The organism is Bdellovibrio bacteriovorus (assembly GCF_048286975.1).
Taxonomy (GTDB): Bacteria; Bdellovibrionota; Bdellovibrionia; order Bdellovibrionales; family Bdellovibrionaceae; genus Bdellovibrio; species Bdellovibrio bacteriovorus_H.
The window spans coordinates 160,756-175,194 of record NZ_JBLVRT010000005.1 but is presented as its reverse complement, the minus strand read 5'-3'; the positions used below and the strand labels follow the sequence as shown (position 1 = coordinate 175,194).

At 49.0% G+C, this 14,439-nt stretch carries 13 protein-coding genes; 6 read left to right on the top strand and 7 right to left on the bottom strand.

The annotated features are described in order from the left end of the window. Position 1 precedes the first annotated feature (1 nt). Positions 2–289 carry an Hpt domain-containing protein gene (locus ACNQKP_RS15185; protein WP_417865691.1) on the top strand — a complete coding sequence of 96 codons (288 nt, stop codon included), beginning with the start codon at positions 2–4 and terminating at the stop codon, positions 287–289. Here the strand turns inward: ACNQKP_RS15185 and ACNQKP_RS15180 are convergent. From ACNQKP_RS15180 to ACNQKP_RS15170, 3 genes are all read right to left on the bottom strand, one after another. Then, complete coding sequence (locus ACNQKP_RS15180; protein ID WP_417865689.1) at positions 284–535, bottom strand: GlsB/YeaQ/YmgE family stress response membrane protein; 252 nt, start codon at positions 533–535, stop codon at positions 284–286. The two genes, ACNQKP_RS15185 and ACNQKP_RS15180, sit on opposite strands and share 6 nt — an antisense overlap. Before the next feature lie 117 nt (positions 536–652). Next, entirely contained in the window at positions 653–910 is a 258-nt protein-coding gene (locus tag ACNQKP_RS15175) for a CsbD family protein (protein WP_417865687.1), read from the bottom strand. Beyond that, positions 903–1,403: a hypothetical protein gene (locus ACNQKP_RS15170; RefSeq protein WP_417865685.1), complete on the bottom strand. Its 501-nt coding sequence runs from the start codon at positions 1,401–1,403 to the stop codon at positions 903–905. Before ACNQKP_RS15170 ends, ACNQKP_RS15175 begins: the two co-directional genes overlap by 8 nt. Before the next feature lie 203 nt (positions 1,404–1,606). Between ACNQKP_RS15170 and ACNQKP_RS15165 the strand changes: the two genes are divergently transcribed. The 3 genes from ACNQKP_RS15165 to ACNQKP_RS15155 all read left to right on the top strand — a co-directional run bounded on the left by ACNQKP_RS15165 (position 1,607) and on the right by ACNQKP_RS15155 (position 5,527). Continuing rightward, entirely contained in the window at positions 1,607–3,016 is a 1,410-nt protein-coding gene (locus ACNQKP_RS15165) for a sigma-54-dependent transcriptional regulator (protein ID WP_417865683.1), read from the top strand. A gap of 123 nt (positions 3,017–3,139) precedes the next feature. After that, the gene (locus ACNQKP_RS15160) at positions 3,140–3,670 is read left to right on the top strand and encodes a hypothetical protein (RefSeq protein WP_417865681.1); all 531 of its coding nucleotides are present in this window, start codon (positions 3,140–3,142) and stop codon (positions 3,668–3,670) included. A 60-nt stretch (positions 3,671–3,730) separates the two neighbouring features. After that, positions 3,731–5,527: an SLC13 family permease gene (locus ACNQKP_RS15155; protein WP_417865680.1), complete on the top strand. Its 1,797-nt coding sequence runs from the start codon at positions 3,731–3,733 to the stop codon at positions 5,525–5,527. On the opposite strand, the gene lon is transcribed toward ACNQKP_RS15155, so the two are convergent. From lon to ACNQKP_RS15140, 3 genes are all read right to left on the bottom strand, one after another. Beyond that, positions 5,502–7,883 (bottom strand): endopeptidase La, encoded by a 2,382-nt coding sequence (lon, locus tag ACNQKP_RS15150; RefSeq protein ID WP_417865679.1) that lies wholly within the window; start codon positions 7,881–7,883, stop codon positions 5,502–5,504. The two genes, ACNQKP_RS15155 and lon, sit on opposite strands and share 26 nt — an antisense overlap. Positions 7,884–7,947: 64 nt before the next feature. Next, positions 7,948–8,355 carry a response regulator gene (locus ACNQKP_RS15145; RefSeq protein WP_417865677.1) on the bottom strand — a complete coding sequence of 136 codons (408 nt, stop codon included), beginning with the start codon at positions 8,353–8,355 and terminating at the stop codon, positions 7,948–7,950. After that, on the bottom strand, positions 8,352–9,692 hold the full coding sequence (locus ACNQKP_RS15140; RefSeq protein ID WP_417865675.1) for an ATP-binding protein: 1,341 nt from the start codon (positions 9,690–9,692) through the stop codon (positions 8,352–8,354). The genes ACNQKP_RS15145 and ACNQKP_RS15140 overlap by 4 nt, the downstream gene beginning before the upstream one ends. 231 nt (positions 9,693–9,923) lie before the next feature. On the opposite strand from ACNQKP_RS15140, the gene ACNQKP_RS15135 reads away from it, so the two are divergent. Together ACNQKP_RS15135 and ACNQKP_RS15130 are read left to right on the top strand one after the other, a co-directional pair. Further along, a complete protein-coding gene (locus ACNQKP_RS15135) occupies positions 9,924–10,409 on the top strand; it encodes a hypothetical protein (protein ID WP_417865673.1) in 486 nt (161 codons plus the stop codon). Positions 10,410–10,539: 130 nt separating this feature from the next. Continuing rightward, entirely contained in the window at positions 10,540–13,527 is a 2,988-nt protein-coding gene (locus ACNQKP_RS15130; protein ID WP_417865671.1) for a DUF3857 domain-containing protein, read from the top strand. Here the strand turns inward: ACNQKP_RS15130 and ACNQKP_RS15125 are convergent, their stop codons facing one another. After that, on the bottom strand, positions 13,528–14,415 hold the full coding sequence (locus ACNQKP_RS15125) for a 3'-5' exonuclease (RefSeq protein WP_417865669.1): 888 nt from the start codon (positions 14,413–14,415) through the stop codon (positions 13,528–13,530). It lies immediately after the preceding gene. Between the last annotated feature and the right edge of the window lie 24 nt (positions 14,416–14,439).

The window sequence follows — 14,439 nt, the reverse complement described above, 5'->3', positions numbered from 1 at the left end:
TATGGCGGCGATGATTGTGCCTGTGGAATCAAAAGTCAAATATCTGCGCCGTCGCGATGCTGAGCTTGAATCCCTTTTGCGGATCAGTACGGGGCCGGAGTTGTTTGAGCTGGGAAAAAAAGTGGGGCATCAGATCAAAGGCAATGCTGCGACTTTCGAATTCAATGATCTCACAGAACTTGGCAAGAGGCTTGAGGCCGCTTGCCTTGCGGAGGATGGTCAGGCGGTGCAGTCTGTGGTGCAGGAGCTAAAGCAGCAAGTGACCGCCCTGTTGGAGCAGTATTCATGAATGACTGGTTTTCCCAACCAGCAGCCGATAGACAAACAGAATCAGCATTGAGCCAAAGACCGAGGCAATAAAGCCTGCCGGCTCGTAAGGTGCATAGTAACCTGCGCGGGTTCCAATAAAGTGCGCGACAAAAGATCCGGCGATGCCCAGTATGCAGGTGATAATCCAGCCTCCGGGGTCTCGTCCGGGCATAAGTACTTTGGCAATGGCTCCCACCAGCAGTCCCAGAATGATGGCGACAATCATGATGTGCTCCTTTCGGTGTAATGTGTTTGATGGAAGGCCACCCCTTCGGAGAATGCTTGAAAGGGTGGCCGCTTATCCGTCATCTGTCGTGGTCAAATGACGAACGAAAATATTTGGTTACTGTTGCGGGCGGCGGGAAGGGGGAGTTGGTTTGTCCAGACTCTCTCTTGCGCTGCTGGCGTACTTGGCAAAGACGGTGGAGACTTTTTCTGAAGCCTCGTCTTTCGCCATGCCGTACTTTTGCTGCAGAATGCCTGCGATGGCAGTGGCATCACCCTTGGTTTTTTCCCATTCATCGTCGGTGATGTTACCCCAGGCTTTGTGCAGGTCGCCTTTGATCTCTTTCCATTTGCCCTGAATGATATCCTTATTCATGGTGTTCTCCTTTGTTGAGGGTTGTTGTGTTGTAAGTGATCAGCACCAAAGCCTTCGAGGCTTTGGCATTGTTTAATTCTGTGTCTGCTGGGTGCAGGCTGGAGTTGTGCTCATCGATCACAGCTATTTGCTGCAGATCTTTTTTCAGCACAGCTTTAACTGCCGCGGCTCGTTCATCAGCAAGTTTAGAATCTCCCGCGGGGACATGTTGGCCTGGCGAGGGATATTCCCGGTCGGCCCATGCAAGAATGCGAACCTCCTGGATACCTCCATGCCGTTCAGCGACTTCGGTAAGCTGATGAATTTTGCTTTGTTCTTCCTTGCTAAGCTCGTTGGTGCCGGGCTGAAAGTTCACCACCGTATAGTGAGTAGTGCCGGGGGCGGTCGCTTCCGCAGACTGTGGTGACTCTGTTTTGGCGGAGTTTGAAGCGCAGCCAGCGCCCAAAATAAGAGAGCTGGTTAAGGTCAGAAAAACGCCCGATTTGCGTAACATAATGTCTCCTTTTGATGTTTTGCCGTGGGGCCAGAAGCCCGTTGCTATAATATGAATGCAACTGGGGTGCCTTAAGATAAGACTGCTTAAAACGATTTAAATAGGTTATGATGTCATATTTTTGGCCAAAGGTGGCAAAAAGCCACAAAAAAGTTGCGGATATATGCCCCGCTGGATTATTTCTGTATTTAGAAGGGGGCTTAATGGACTCTCAAAAAACGATCCTGCTTATTGAAGATGACTTGGATTTGGCAGAGCTGGCAACAGCGTACTTCCGTCAAAAAGGCATTCAGGTTTTGCATATGGAAGACCCTCTGGAGGCTTTGAAATCCATCACTTCCAAAAAGCTGGTTCCCGATGCCATCATCACGGATTTGAATCTGCCCTTGATGTCGGGCCTGGATTTTATCAAAGCCGCTCGCAATGAAGGCGTGGCACTTCCGATCATTTTGATCACCGTTTCCAATGACGTCGACACGGCGGTGGAGGCCATCAATGCCGGTGCTTACGACTTTGTGGTGAAACCGCTTCATTTCCCTCAGCTTTTGATTTCTGCGCAACGGGCTTTCAAATTTAATTCTCTGAACGAAGAAAATGAAAACCTTCGTCAGACTCTGGATTTCAGCAAAGGTGTGAATCCTGACGGCATCATCGGAAAAAGTGATGCCATTCGCAAAGTCGTGGATCTGGCGCGCCGGGTGGCGAAGAGTGCTTCGACCGTATCGATCACTGGTGAAAGTGGTACGGGGAAAGAAGTCTTTGCCAAAGCCATTCACAACTGGAGTCCGCGTGCCAAGAAACCTTTTGTGGCGATCAACTGTTCGGCCATTCCGGAAAATCTTCTGGAATCTGAATTGTTCGGTCATGCCAAGGGATCTTTCACCGGCGCGGTGGAAAAGAAAGTCGGTCTGTTTGAAGAAGCCGACGGCGGCACATTGTTCCTGGATGAAATCGGGGATTTGAATCTGTCCTTGCAGGCCAAGCTTTTACGCGTGTTGCAAGAGCGTGAAATCAAACGGGTGGGTGAAAATCAGTCCCGTTCGGTGGATGTGCGCGTGATCGTGGCGACCCATAAGGATCTTCGTCAGGAAGTCGCGGAAAAACGTTTCCGCGAGGACTTGTACTTCCGTCTGAATGTTATTCCGGTAAAGCTTCCGCCGCTGCGGGATCGTCGTGAGGATATTTTGCCTTTGGCTGAGCATTTCCTGAAAAAGTACAACGCCATCAATGGCACCCAGGTTCAGGGGTTTAAAAAATCCGCTAAAGAGTTTTTGCTGACTCAAGGCTGGCGCGGAAATGTGCGCGAACTTGAAAATGCCATTGAGCGGGCTGTGGTTCTTTCGTCGGGGACTGAGATTGATGTTGGGGCTTTCACTTTGTTTGACGAGCCGGCATTGCAGGATGCGTTCCTAAGTACAGAAGATAAAAAGAACGCCTTTGTCTTTCATTTTGGTGACGAGGTCGAGCCTTTGCATGAACTTGAAAAGAAGTACGTGCAATTTGTCTATGAAAGAAAAAACCGTGCAAAAGAACTGACGGCGAAAGCGCTGGGTATTGATCGTAAAACTCTGTATCGCAAATTGCAGGAGATCGACCCACAGGGGCCTGTCTAGGGAGAAAATCCCTGAGGGGCCGGGGTGAATTGCCTCGCGCCAGTGCTTATAACGATTTTATACGTTTTAAGCCTGGTGATTCTCTTGCAATACCTTTCTTGTGAGATAACAAGGAGGGTATCAATGACTGCAATTATTCGTCTGGCGCTTGCTTTGGGTTTTGTAGGCGCCATCACTTACGCACAACCGGATGTCGAGCTGGCAACAGCCCGTATGTTGGGCGCATCCCAGGTTGCACCTGTCTTTTTTGAGCCGGGAAAAAACAATCTGAACAATGAAGAGAAAAAAGAACTGCGATCATTCTTCACCTCACTGCGCGAGTCTGACAAGATCAAATCCGTGCGGGTTTTAAGCTGGGGAGATCGCGAGTATCCGGCGAAGGATGAAAAAGCCTCTGCCAGACAAATATCTTTGGCCAAAGATCGGGCCGACTCCATTAAATATTTTTTGCAGCAGGATCTGAAGATTGATTCTGTGGATACGCACAATATGACGGAGCGTCCTTCCAAGCTCAGTGAACTTTTCAAAACCGATGACTACGAAGTGAAGTCATCGGCCGAAGCCACCGGGGCAGCACCGGCTCAGAATAAAACCGGAGTGTTTGAAGAAATGGCCCGATCCACCACCGCTTTGGTGTTGGTGGTCTTGCAGTAAAGGAATGAGCTTTCCCAGTTGAAATTAGGTTTTCACCTGTGGCGGGTTCATAATTGTCAGATGGATTTAAATCAGATCACGTTTCTAATCATACTGGCGTTGGCATTGTACTTTTTTGTCAGTGAAAAGCTGGGCGTGGATATGACCGCGCTTCTCATCATTCTGTCTTTGGCCGTGACCCGTATTTTGGATCCTAAAGAGGCCTTTGCAGGATTTTCTAGTGAGCCGGCGTTGATTGTGGTGGCGGTTTTTGTTCTGTCGGCGGGTCTGTCCGCCACGGGACTTACTGATGCCATAGGCAATGCTGTCAGTCGGGTGGCGGGAAAAAATCAGTGGACGGCAAATCTTGTGATCATGACGACGGTGGCGGCCCTTTCCGCCTTCACTCATCACTTGATGGTCACGGCCATGATGCTTCCTATTGTGATGCGACTGTGTCGCGAGCAAGACTTGCCTTCTTCTCGATTGTTGATACCGATGGCGACGGCGGCATCGCTGGGAACGACGCTGACTTTGATTGGTGCACCGGCATTCCTGCTGGCAAATAGCGTGTTAAAGCGTTCCGGAGAGCCGGCTCTGCGCTTATTTTCTGTGACTCCTTTGGGGGCGGTTTTGGTTGGCGTCAGCTTTATGCTGATTTTGCTTTTGTTGTGGGTTTTGCCAAAGACATCGGGGCGAGATCACCATGATGAAAAGTTCCGAATTGATGAGCTGTTCACAGAGCTGGTGGTGACACCGGGATCGCGCTGGGCGGGAATGGACTTGCCACAGTTTCAGAAAGATACGGCCAAGCGGTTTGAAATTGTGGGCTTAAAAAGAAATGGCACACGGATTTCAACACTGGAGGCGGAAGTTCAATTGGAAGAGCATGATGTCTTGCTGGTCAAAACATCCCCCGATGAATTGCTTTCGGTGGATGAAAAAATGGGTCTGGCTTTGCGAACAGTAAAAAAATACGGCGAAGAAATCGCCACCGCCGACGACGGTCACAGTAAGATGGCAGAACCCATGATCGTGCAGGCCCTGGTCGCACCTCAGTCGTCTTTGGTGGGGAAAAGTGTCGGTGAAATTGATTTTGTTCGCACCATGGGGGTGATCGTCATTGGCCTTTGGCGCCGGGGCGGCTGGATGTATCATGAGCTTTCTCAAGTGCGTCTGCGTGAGGGGGACTTGATTATTCTCTGGGGTCACGAAAATCAGCTGGATGAAATCAACGCCAAATACAGCCAGCTTCTGATGTTGTTTCCAATGAATGTTCGGCCCAAAAAACGGGTCAAAGCCAAAATTGCGGCTCTCATTATGGGGGTGTCGGTTCTTGTGGCGGCTACTGAAACTTTGCCACCGCATATTGCATTTATGATGGGGGCTGTGGCGATGGTTTTAAGCAAATGCATTTCCGTGCGGCAGGCTTATGAATCCATCGAAGTAAAAATATTTGTGATGATTGCCGGGGTGATTCCTTTGGGTATCGCCATGGAAAAAACGGGACTGGCCACTTTGTTTGCTGAAAGCCTGGCTAGAGTGATTGCGCACTGGGAACCGTGGGCGATCATGATGACGTTCTTTGTTGCTGCAGGACTGCTGACCCAGATTCTTTCAGACGCGGCAACAACCGTGTTGATTGCGCCGATTGCGATAGCGTTTGCAAAAACCGCCGGTGTTTCTCCAACGGCGGCGGTGGTTTGTGTGACCGTCGGAGCCGTTGCGTCTTTCCTGACTCCGATCGGGCATCATGGTAATTTACTGATTCTGGGGCCGGGGAATTACCGATTTGTTGATTTCCTGAAAATCGGTTTTCCACTGACGGCCCTGATCTCGGTGGTTACATGTTTTATGTCCCTGCATCTGTGGAGCTAAGCGGGGATGGCGGGGGAAGCTGCACCTGGTCCCACTTGGGCACATTGACACCCAAAGTGATCTTCAGAACTTCATTCACATCCTCGACAAAGTGGAAGCGCAGGTCTTTGCGAATATCCTCGGGTATCTCTCTCAGATCCTTCTCGTTTCTTTTGCAAAGAAGAATTTCCTGCACACCCGCCCGGTGAGCGGCAATGACCTTTTCCTTGATCCCGCCGACAGGCATCACGCTGCCCCGTAAAGAGATCTCTCCGGTCATGGCAATCTTCGGATCCACCGGCTTATTCATTAGCATGGAGGCCATTGAAGTCAGCATCGTGATTCCGGCGGAAGGCCCGTCTTTCGGGATGGCTCCGGCAGGGACGTGGACGTGAATGTCTTTCTTTGCAAAGTCCAGCAATGGATCCAACAGCGGCAGCCGGGACTTAAGCAGGGTCAGTGCAATTTTTGCGGATTCCTGCATGACCTCACCCAGTTGACCGGTCAGCAGCAGATTGCCTTTGCCTGGCATCTGGGCGGACTCGATAAACAGAATGTCTCCACCCACAGGGGTCCAGGCCAGTCCTGTCACCACCCCTGGTGGCAGCAGACTGCCAATCATGTCGGCCGAGAATCTTTCCGCACCAAAGATTTCTTCAAGGTCTTTTTCCTCGACCTGCAACGGAAGTCCTTCAGCTTTGATGATCTTCAGACTCATGTGTTTGCAGATGCTGGCAATTTTTCTTTGCAAATCGCGCACACCGGCTTCTCGGGTGTAATGTGTCAGAAGTTTGGTCAGTGCCTGATCGGTGATCTGCAGCTGGTTTTCTTCCAAACCATGTTCTTTCAGCTGTTTCGGCCATAAATGATTGCGCGCAATCTGGCGCTTTTCATCAATCGTATAACCACTGAGGTCAATCACTTCCATACGGTCCAGCAGTGGCAATGGAATGCCTTCCAGAGAGTTGGCCGTGGCAATAAAGAACACCTTCGATAAATCAAATGGCGTGTCCAGATAGTGATCCTGGAAAGTGTTGTTTTGTTCAGGATCCAGAACCTCCAGCATCGCACTGGCGGGATCGCCGCCAAAGCCGCGGGTCAGTTTGTCGATCTCATCCAGGATAAAGACAGGATCATTCTCGCCTGCCTTTTTGATTCCCGCGATGATTCTGCCAGGCAGAGCGCCGATGTAAGTGCGGCGATGCCCGCGGATTTCCGCGTCATCTCGAACACCACCCAAAGCCACGCGTACATACTTTTTACCCAGGGCGCGGGCAATGCTTTTGCCTAAAGATGTTTTACCCACGCCCGGAGGGCCGATGAACATCAGAATTGACCCTTGCTGTGACTTGCGCAGTTTCATGACCGCCAAGTGCTGCAGGATCCGTTTTTTGATTTTATCCAGACCATAGTGGTCCTCATTCAGCACGCGTTCAGCGGCTTCCAGATCGATATCCTGTTGAGCTGACGACTGATTCCATGGAAGGCTTGTCATCAACTCAAGGTGGGTTCGAATCATCTGGTATTCCGGTGACGCCGAGTTGGAGGTTTCCAGTCGTCGCAGCTGGTTCTTTGCCAGCTCCAGCGCCTCCGTTGGCATTCCAGCTTTATCAATCTTGTCTTTGAATTTGGTGAAAAGGTCCTCGCCCTCGTTGTCGCCAAGCTCCTCGCGGATTACGCGCATTTGTTCGCGCAGAATGCTTTCTTTTTGATTCTGTTGAAAGCTTTCCTGCAATTTGTCGCGGATGCCGCGCTGAATTTTCAGGCGTTCTTTCAGTTCTTGCAGACGGTCCAGGAGTTTCAGGGCACGGTCTTTCAAAACCGGGATTTCCAGGATTTCCTGTTTGTCTGATATATTGATATCTGCGTAGGCAGCACACATGTTTACGAGTGTCTGCAGATCTTCAATTTCAGCAATCATCTCACGGATCTGCCTTGTGTTTCCGGGCAGAAGGTCCAAGAGGTCATCGCTGAGTTGGCGCAAAGAGGAAAGCAGGGCTTCTTCGGTCTTTTTATCCAGACCTCCGGTATCCTCCACGGCTTCGGTTTGAGCTTCAATATGTCCGTCGGATTCACGGCTGTGAATCAGGCGAATGCGCTGGTGCGCTTTGACGAAAATATTGTAACTTCCGTCTTCTTCCATACGGAAGGATTCAACTTTCGCCAGGGTTCCGACCTGATAGAGGTCTTCAATTTTATCCACCGACGCATTGGGATTTTTTTGCGTCAGCAATATCACCCAGTGATTGTCGCGCAGGGCTTTTTGTAAAGCCGATATACTTTTTTCACGTCCAATTCTTAAAGGCATACTGATGTCAGGAAACAGTACGGAATTCTTCAGAGGAATGACTGGGACGTAACCAGAGACGTATGACACGTGTTACCTCGTTTTCTCCCCATTATTGGGGGCTTCCTTAAAGATGAGCACGATCCGCCCGCCGTCAAGCCAGGGTGACTCCATATTCTTTTTCGATACGGGATATGAGTTCCTTATAGTTTACCGGCTTTGTAAAATAGCCCTGTGCACCAAGGTTGAGGGACTTTCGGATACTAAGTTCATCGTCATAGGCACTCATCATATAGACATCAATGTCCGGAAAACGCTGCTTTACCTTCTTAAGCAATTCAAATCCCGAGACATTGGGCATATTGATGTCAGTGAATAAAACTTCGGAGCCCGGATTTCTTTTTGCTCCTTCCAGATATGTCAGGCAGGACTGGGCGTCTTCAAAGTAATGAAATCGCATGTTGCCTTTTTCGATGGGCTTTCTGAATTTCAGTTCGCACAGCGCTCCGACGCTGCGTTCGTCATCGACGACGACGACATCCAGGGGGGCTGACGCATTCATAGGCTGACCTCTGCCACGCGTTGGGCGCTGGGAAGTTCAATCGTGATTTGGGTGAATTCATTTTCCTTGCTCATGATCTGGAAAGACCCGCGGTTCTTTTCAACATTCTGCTTGGCAATCCACAGTCCCAGGCCGGTTCCTTCGCCCGGAGGTTTTGTGGTGTAGAATTCATCACACACATTGGGCAGGTGATTTTGCGGAATGCCGGTTCCGTTGTCCCGAATCGTCAGGCGGCACAAAGTTTTCCCGGGGGTCAGCTCGACCTGCAGTTCCGGAACAAAAGTCGTGCGGTTTCTTTGGAATTTTTCATTCAGGGCATAAAGGGCATTGTCGATGATGTTAATAAAAACTCGCTCCATGGCCGGAGCATCCACCAATTTTGTCTGGACCTGGGGAGCAATGCGGATCTTTTTAACCAAAGCAGTTTTCAGGTCGATATCAGAGATGGATCGTAAAAACATATCCAAGGCCCGTTCGACCAGAGTGGAAAAATTGACCCATTCCGGTTCCTGGCTTGTTTCCTGGCGTGCCTGTTTTAGCATATTGGTGATGATGTCATTGGCACGCACACTGTGCTGCTGAATCATCTCGATGGCGCGCAAGTGGGACTCTTTATCCAGGTCCTCATCTTGAAGCAGTTCCGAAGCGTTGATGATGATGTTCAGTGGATTCTTCAATTCATGGGCAATGCCAAACGTGATTCTGCCGATGGTCGCGAGTTTTTCCTGCGAGATCAGTTGTTTCTGTGTGGCCTGCAGCGAGGCGAAGGCTTTCTGCAGTTCACTGGTTCGCTCATTTACCAGACGCTCCAGGCTTTCGTTGATTCTTTTCAGTGAATCCTCGGCGGCCAGACGGCGGTACTCAGTGCCTATGCGGGCGGCGAAGAATTCGACGATCGCGGTGGGTAGTTCCAGATTTGTAAAGGGTTTGTCGTCCATAATGACCAGCAGGCCGATCAGACGCCCGTCGGTGTGAAGAAACGGGGCCCCAAGATAGGATTGAACATTCATATCCTTCAGCATCTGATCTTTGGGGAACTCTTTTTGTACATTCGTGGAAAAGCAGGCCACCCGGGTGCCGCAAAGCACCTGAGTGCATGGAGTGTCTTCAAGGCTATAAACGACGTTGTCAGTGAAGCCATTGTCGGCCCATAGAAAATCGGTTTGGATGGATTTTCGTTCGGGCTCTAAGGCGTGACCAACCATCACGTATTTGACGTCCAGGGTGGTCGCCAGACGGTGTACCAACTCGCGAATGTATTCTTTTCCAGAAAGCAACTGGTCGACATTATAGATGTCCTTAATGACCTCCAAGGATTGTAGCGTGTTGCTTTCCATAGCTGGCCTCCAGCGAGTCCATTTTATCACTCCATCCGGGGAAAGATCGTTTTGGTCCGCAGGCGTGTCAAAAGTCATCCTATTTTCCGGATTTCAGGACAGTTCGTCTTGAAATGTAGAAGGCGGGGACTGCGATGACATCAACTGCCGGCTGGATGGGTTTGACAGGGCACACCCCTTGCTCAAAGTTCGATCAGCATTGGAAATGAGTTTTTTCCAGAAAGGTCATATATGAAAAAGTTAGTGTTTTTGGTTATTGGTTTGGTGTTGGCGGCGGGCGGGGCGGGAGCTCAGGCGGCCAAGGCATCTTTGACGGAGCGAGCTCAAAAGCTGTCGGCTCACTTGAAGGGCGTGGAAGGTCAGTTGATCTATGCGGATTATGAAGAGGTCCGTGACAGTCTGGACAGGTTGGAGTTGGTTTTGAGTCGTTACCAAAAACCAGAAGTTCGTTCCTCTTTGGTTTGTATTTCTGATGGTAATGCGGATTTGTTTGAGCGTTTTCTGCCAACAGATTTGAATTCTGGAGCTGCTTTTGGTGGAGCAACGACAAGAAAGAACTGTGAGACTCTTGTGGCGCAGGCGACAGAAAACTTCATGTGTGTTTCTGATGGCAATGCGGACCTGTTTGAGCGCTTCATCGTGTACGATATCAAGAAAGCCCGCAAAGTCGGTGGCGGTACATCTTTGAAGAGCTGTCTTGCCGCAATTCCCCGTTAATTTGTTAAAAAATGCAGCTTTCCGTAAAGCCACCTGAATAATAGGGTGGCTTTTTTGTTTCGAAATGAGATGGATTGTGAAATAAACTTAATGCTGTTAAGTCCTTCCATGGATATCCGATCCAGAGAATATGACTAAAATCTTGTTTATCTCCATTTTTTTTAGTTTGAAGTCGTTACCGGTTCTTGCTGATTGGGCACCTTTGGAAAGTGCGCCGTATGAAATTGTTTCTTCAAATGATGAGATCTCGGTTTCAAAAGACGGGTCCTCTGAAATTGTCTCTGACATCACCCTTAAAGTGCTGAATGAGCAGGGTCGGAACTCACTTGTTCTTAAAAGCATTCCATTTATTCCTGACGTGAACAAAGTGACTGTGCTTAAGGCCTCAAGTGTAACGGATGGAATGGATGTGCCGGTAAAATTGAATACAATCAAGGCCAGAGCTGTCGCCGGTCCCCAGGGAGGTCTTACTCACAATCAAGAGATGGTGATTCCTTTTACAAATATCAAAATTGGCTCCCAGATTAAGTACAAGTATCGCGATCAGCAGTTGAAAACATTGGTCCCAGGTCATTTTGCGATGCAGTTCGTATTTGGTACGTCTGTCCCCGAAGAGGGTTCTTATACAATCATCAAGTCTGAACTTCCATTGAATATGGCCGTGACGGATCCCTGGAAGTCATTGGCAGTAAGCCCTCGCAAAGAGGGAAATCTGTATGTTCTGGAGATTCGACAAACAAAGAAGATCTACAAAGTTCCCCTTGAGTTAAATCCGCATATTCGAAAGAACCAGATCACAATGGTGGAAGTAAGTACTATGAACTCATGGAAGACTTACGTCGAGCCTATTGCCCAACGCTATGAAAAAGAATTAAAAAATGTGCCACTTCCTGCAGTCCTTCAGAAAATTGCGGATAAAGCTGTTAAGGGTGCAAGTATCATTGAAAAGATCGATATCGTAACATCTGAGCTTCAAACGAGCATGACTTACTCAGGGGACTGGACGAGTTTTGAAAAGATGTTCATTCCAAAGTCTTTGAAACAGATTGCTGCCTCAAAAACGGGAGATTGCAAAGACTTTTCGCTTGCCACGGTGGCGATCCTGAAAAAAATGAATATTGATGCGGAAGTGGCAATGACAATGAGAAAGCTCAGTGTGCCGCAACTGGGAGTGATCGTAGTGGATCCGATAGACCTCAAGCTGCCCGCCCAGCGCTTCAATCATGCCATCGTGAAAGTCAGAGATGGCGAGCAGATTATTTGGGTTGATCCGACAAATGTGGTTAGTAATGCAGGTTACGTTTTCAACGATATTGCCGGTTCCTATGCTCTTGAGGTGTCTGGTCGCGCGGTGGAGCTTGAAAAGATTCCTTACCCGGCGGAAGGCAAGAGTGCTCTAAAGGTCCGAAAAGAATATATCATCAGAGAAGATATGAGTGCGGAAACAACTTCTTCTTTTGAACTGACAGGTGGGTTTGCCAAATATGTTGCTGAAACGGCACTTACCAGCAGTCAGGTTGATGCCGGCAAGCTTTTGATGTTGTTTAATCGAACAGACAGCGAAAAAACACGGCCTCATTATGAGGGGGTTGATTTCAAGACTCGCATCGCATCTCAGGTTAAAGGGGTTGAGAAAGCTGTCGGTGAGGTTGTGGTGAAAGAGAAGGAGGGGAAGAAGTATTTCTACGCTCCATTGTCTTTCACTTTGAGGGGATTGTTGTCAGTTGCAGGCACAAGAAGGGTGACTGATCTTAACATTGAGGCTCGCTCTTCTGAAGAAACAGTGTTGGTTGTCTCGGGGTTTGATTTTGTCGGTTTTCCCGAAGGTTGCACCGTTATAACTCCATGGTTTGCATTGTATAGAACATTTATCAAAACAAAGAGTGGATTTGAAGTCAGGGATGTCTCATTCTTTCGTTCGGTTGAGATACCTGTTAATGACGTAAATTCCGACAAATTTAAGATGGCGGTTCAGGATGTATACGAGTGTGCGGGAACACAGGCTGTAGAGGTTAAGAAGCTTGAACCTCTCGACACCTGGGAAGCGCGAACCAAAGGATATACTCCATCTGTCGCGCGGGAGCTTGTTGATAAAAGAGGTCCCGGGATGGTGTCTGCGGCCAGACAAGCACTGCATATAGTGAATAATATCCTGTCGGAACAGCCGAAAAATAAAGAGGCTATGATTGAGAAGATTCGCGCGATACGTTGGGTTGGCTATAAGAGCAATGCCGTTGATGGTCGGGAATATCATATGTACTCTGATGCATTTCTCGCAGCACTCTCTGTTGAGCATCCTTCGGATTCCGAGGTTTTGCGGCAGAGGACCTGGAGCGCCTGGTTTGCGAAAGATAATGCCCGACTCACGGAAAACTTCCATAAGTATCATGCTGTAGCGGCAAAAAATTTTAATTTCTATAATCTCGGGGGAAATGTCGCTGAAAGACTGGGTAAACAGGATGCCGCGCTGGGCGCTTATCTCAAAGCTCTGGAGCTTGCCGAGAATAATGGTGATAAAAGCAGCGCAATGGTAAGTATCGCGGAAATTCTCATTGAAAAAGGCGAGATCGATAAGGGAATTACTTATTATAAAAACGGGGCAATGAAAGATCCTGAGAATACCTGGGTGCAAGGCAATCTTATGTCTATCCTCAGTCAGCTGAAGAGATGGGATGATGCGATTGAACTTGGTGAGGCGGTGATGAAGACCGGTGGCTACGGTGTCGCCAGGATGGGGCTTGCTTACGCGTATAACGGCAAGGCGCAAGATATGTACTTCAAAGGTTTAGGTTATGACTTCAGAACCGATGAAGGTAAAAAGCATCTTGATGAAGTTGAGTCCGTATTGATGAAAGGACTAAAACACTATTCAGATTGTGGACCCTGTCTGGTGGCTATGGGAGCTGTCTATAGATTGAGAGCGACAGTGACTTTGGATCGTGAGATGGCGATTAAGTCGAAAGCTTACTATGAAAAGGCAACAAATGAGGGCGAAGTAAATGAGTCACAGGTGAAACTAAGCATGCTTGAGGTAGGTGATATTATCTCGGGACGCCGTAAGTTAGCTTCTGCACCTGGGGCTGCCATAAAGCGCAGCCCCGTTGATCTGAAAAGATGATCAGGACTTAAACCCATCCACCAAGGCGATATCCCGGGTCATGCCGCCGAAGGGGCCGCAATAAACGGTCTCTTCAAGCCATTTGGTTTCATCCGGGACTTCGTCTTTGAAAATGATTTTAGACCAGAAACGATTGATGCTGTCCCAGTTATAACCGCGACCCTTCAGGTGGTCTTTGGATTCAAAAGGTGCCGAAGTCGCAATCACATGAGTCATGGGGCGGCGGGCATTGTTGATCAGCTCAAAAAGGTAAGGCTTCTGTGTTTCAGCATCTGGAAGACTCAGCAAATAAAGCAAAGCATCCACGTCGTTGATCGCACGGTGGGAATCCGTAAAGAACCCGTGGTAGATATTCAAAAGCTCCAGCTTCGGGCTGGTGAATCCCTTGTCGGACCATTCAACCTGTTTAAACGAACAAGCCCACACGCGTTCAGGGGATGTTTTGGATCTGCGATCGATGAACGGGCGGTCAAACTTCGCGTTGTGAGCGATGATCAGCTGACATTCATTTAAAAGAGCATCGACAGTCGTCCAGTCAATCTGCTTGCCCGCGACCATTTCGTCGGTGATTCCGGTCAGTCCCTGAATTTCGGGACTGATGGGTCTGCCCGGATCCTGGAAGCTTGAATATGATTTGGTGATGGCCAGGACTTCGCCCGTGTTTTTATTGAAAAGGAACTGGCGAATTCCGATTTCGATAATGGTGTCCTCTGCCTGATTCAGACCTGTGGTTTCAACGTCTAAAATGGCGGCAACGCGAACGATGTCGGCATTGTCCCGAACCCAGGTCGTGGTTGCGTAGGGGGGTGTGTTTAGTTTGCAGTCCTCAAGGTGTTTGAGGGTGACTGATTTGCCGTCTTCTGATTTGCCGATCCAACGAAATGCCAAGGGACAACTCCTTAAAAATCGGGC

Coding starts and splice junctions, on each gene's coding strand:
- ACNQKP_RS15170 (WP_417865685.1), bottom strand. CDS start 1,403: ATGTTACGCAAATCGGGCGTTTTTCTGACCTTAACCAGCTCTCTTATT.
- ACNQKP_RS15185 (WP_417865691.1), top strand. CDS start 2: ATGGCGGCGATGATTGTGCCTGTGGAATCAAAAGTCAAATATCTGCGC.
- ACNQKP_RS15180 (WP_417865689.1), bottom strand. CDS start 535: ATGATTGTCGCCATCATTCTGGGACTGCTGGTGGGAGCCATTGCCAAA.
- ACNQKP_RS15160 (WP_417865681.1), top strand. CDS start 3,140: ATGACTGCAATTATTCGTCTGGCGCTTGCTTTGGGTTTTGTAGGCGCC.
- ACNQKP_RS15135 (WP_417865673.1), top strand. CDS start 9,924: ATGAAAAAGTTAGTGTTTTTGGTTATTGGTTTGGTGTTGGCGGCGGGC.
- ACNQKP_RS15155 (WP_417865680.1), top strand. CDS start 3,731: ATGGATTTAAATCAGATCACGTTTCTAATCATACTGGCGTTGGCATTG.
- ACNQKP_RS15165 (WP_417865683.1), top strand. CDS start 1,607: ATGGACTCTCAAAAAACGATCCTGCTTATTGAAGATGACTTGGATTTG.
- ACNQKP_RS15175 (WP_417865687.1), bottom strand. CDS start 910: ATGAATAAGGATATCATTCAGGGCAAATGGAAAGAGATCAAAGGCGAC.
- ACNQKP_RS15145 (WP_417865677.1), bottom strand. CDS start 8,355: ATGAATGCGTCAGCCCCCCTGGATGTCGTCGTCGTCGATGACGAACGC.
- ACNQKP_RS15140 (WP_417865675.1), bottom strand. CDS start 9,692: ATGGAAAGCAACACGCTACAATCCTTGGAGGTCATTAAGGACATCTAT.
- ACNQKP_RS15130 (WP_417865671.1), top strand. CDS start 10,540: ATGACTAAAATCTTGTTTATCTCCATTTTTTTTAGTTTGAAGTCGTTA.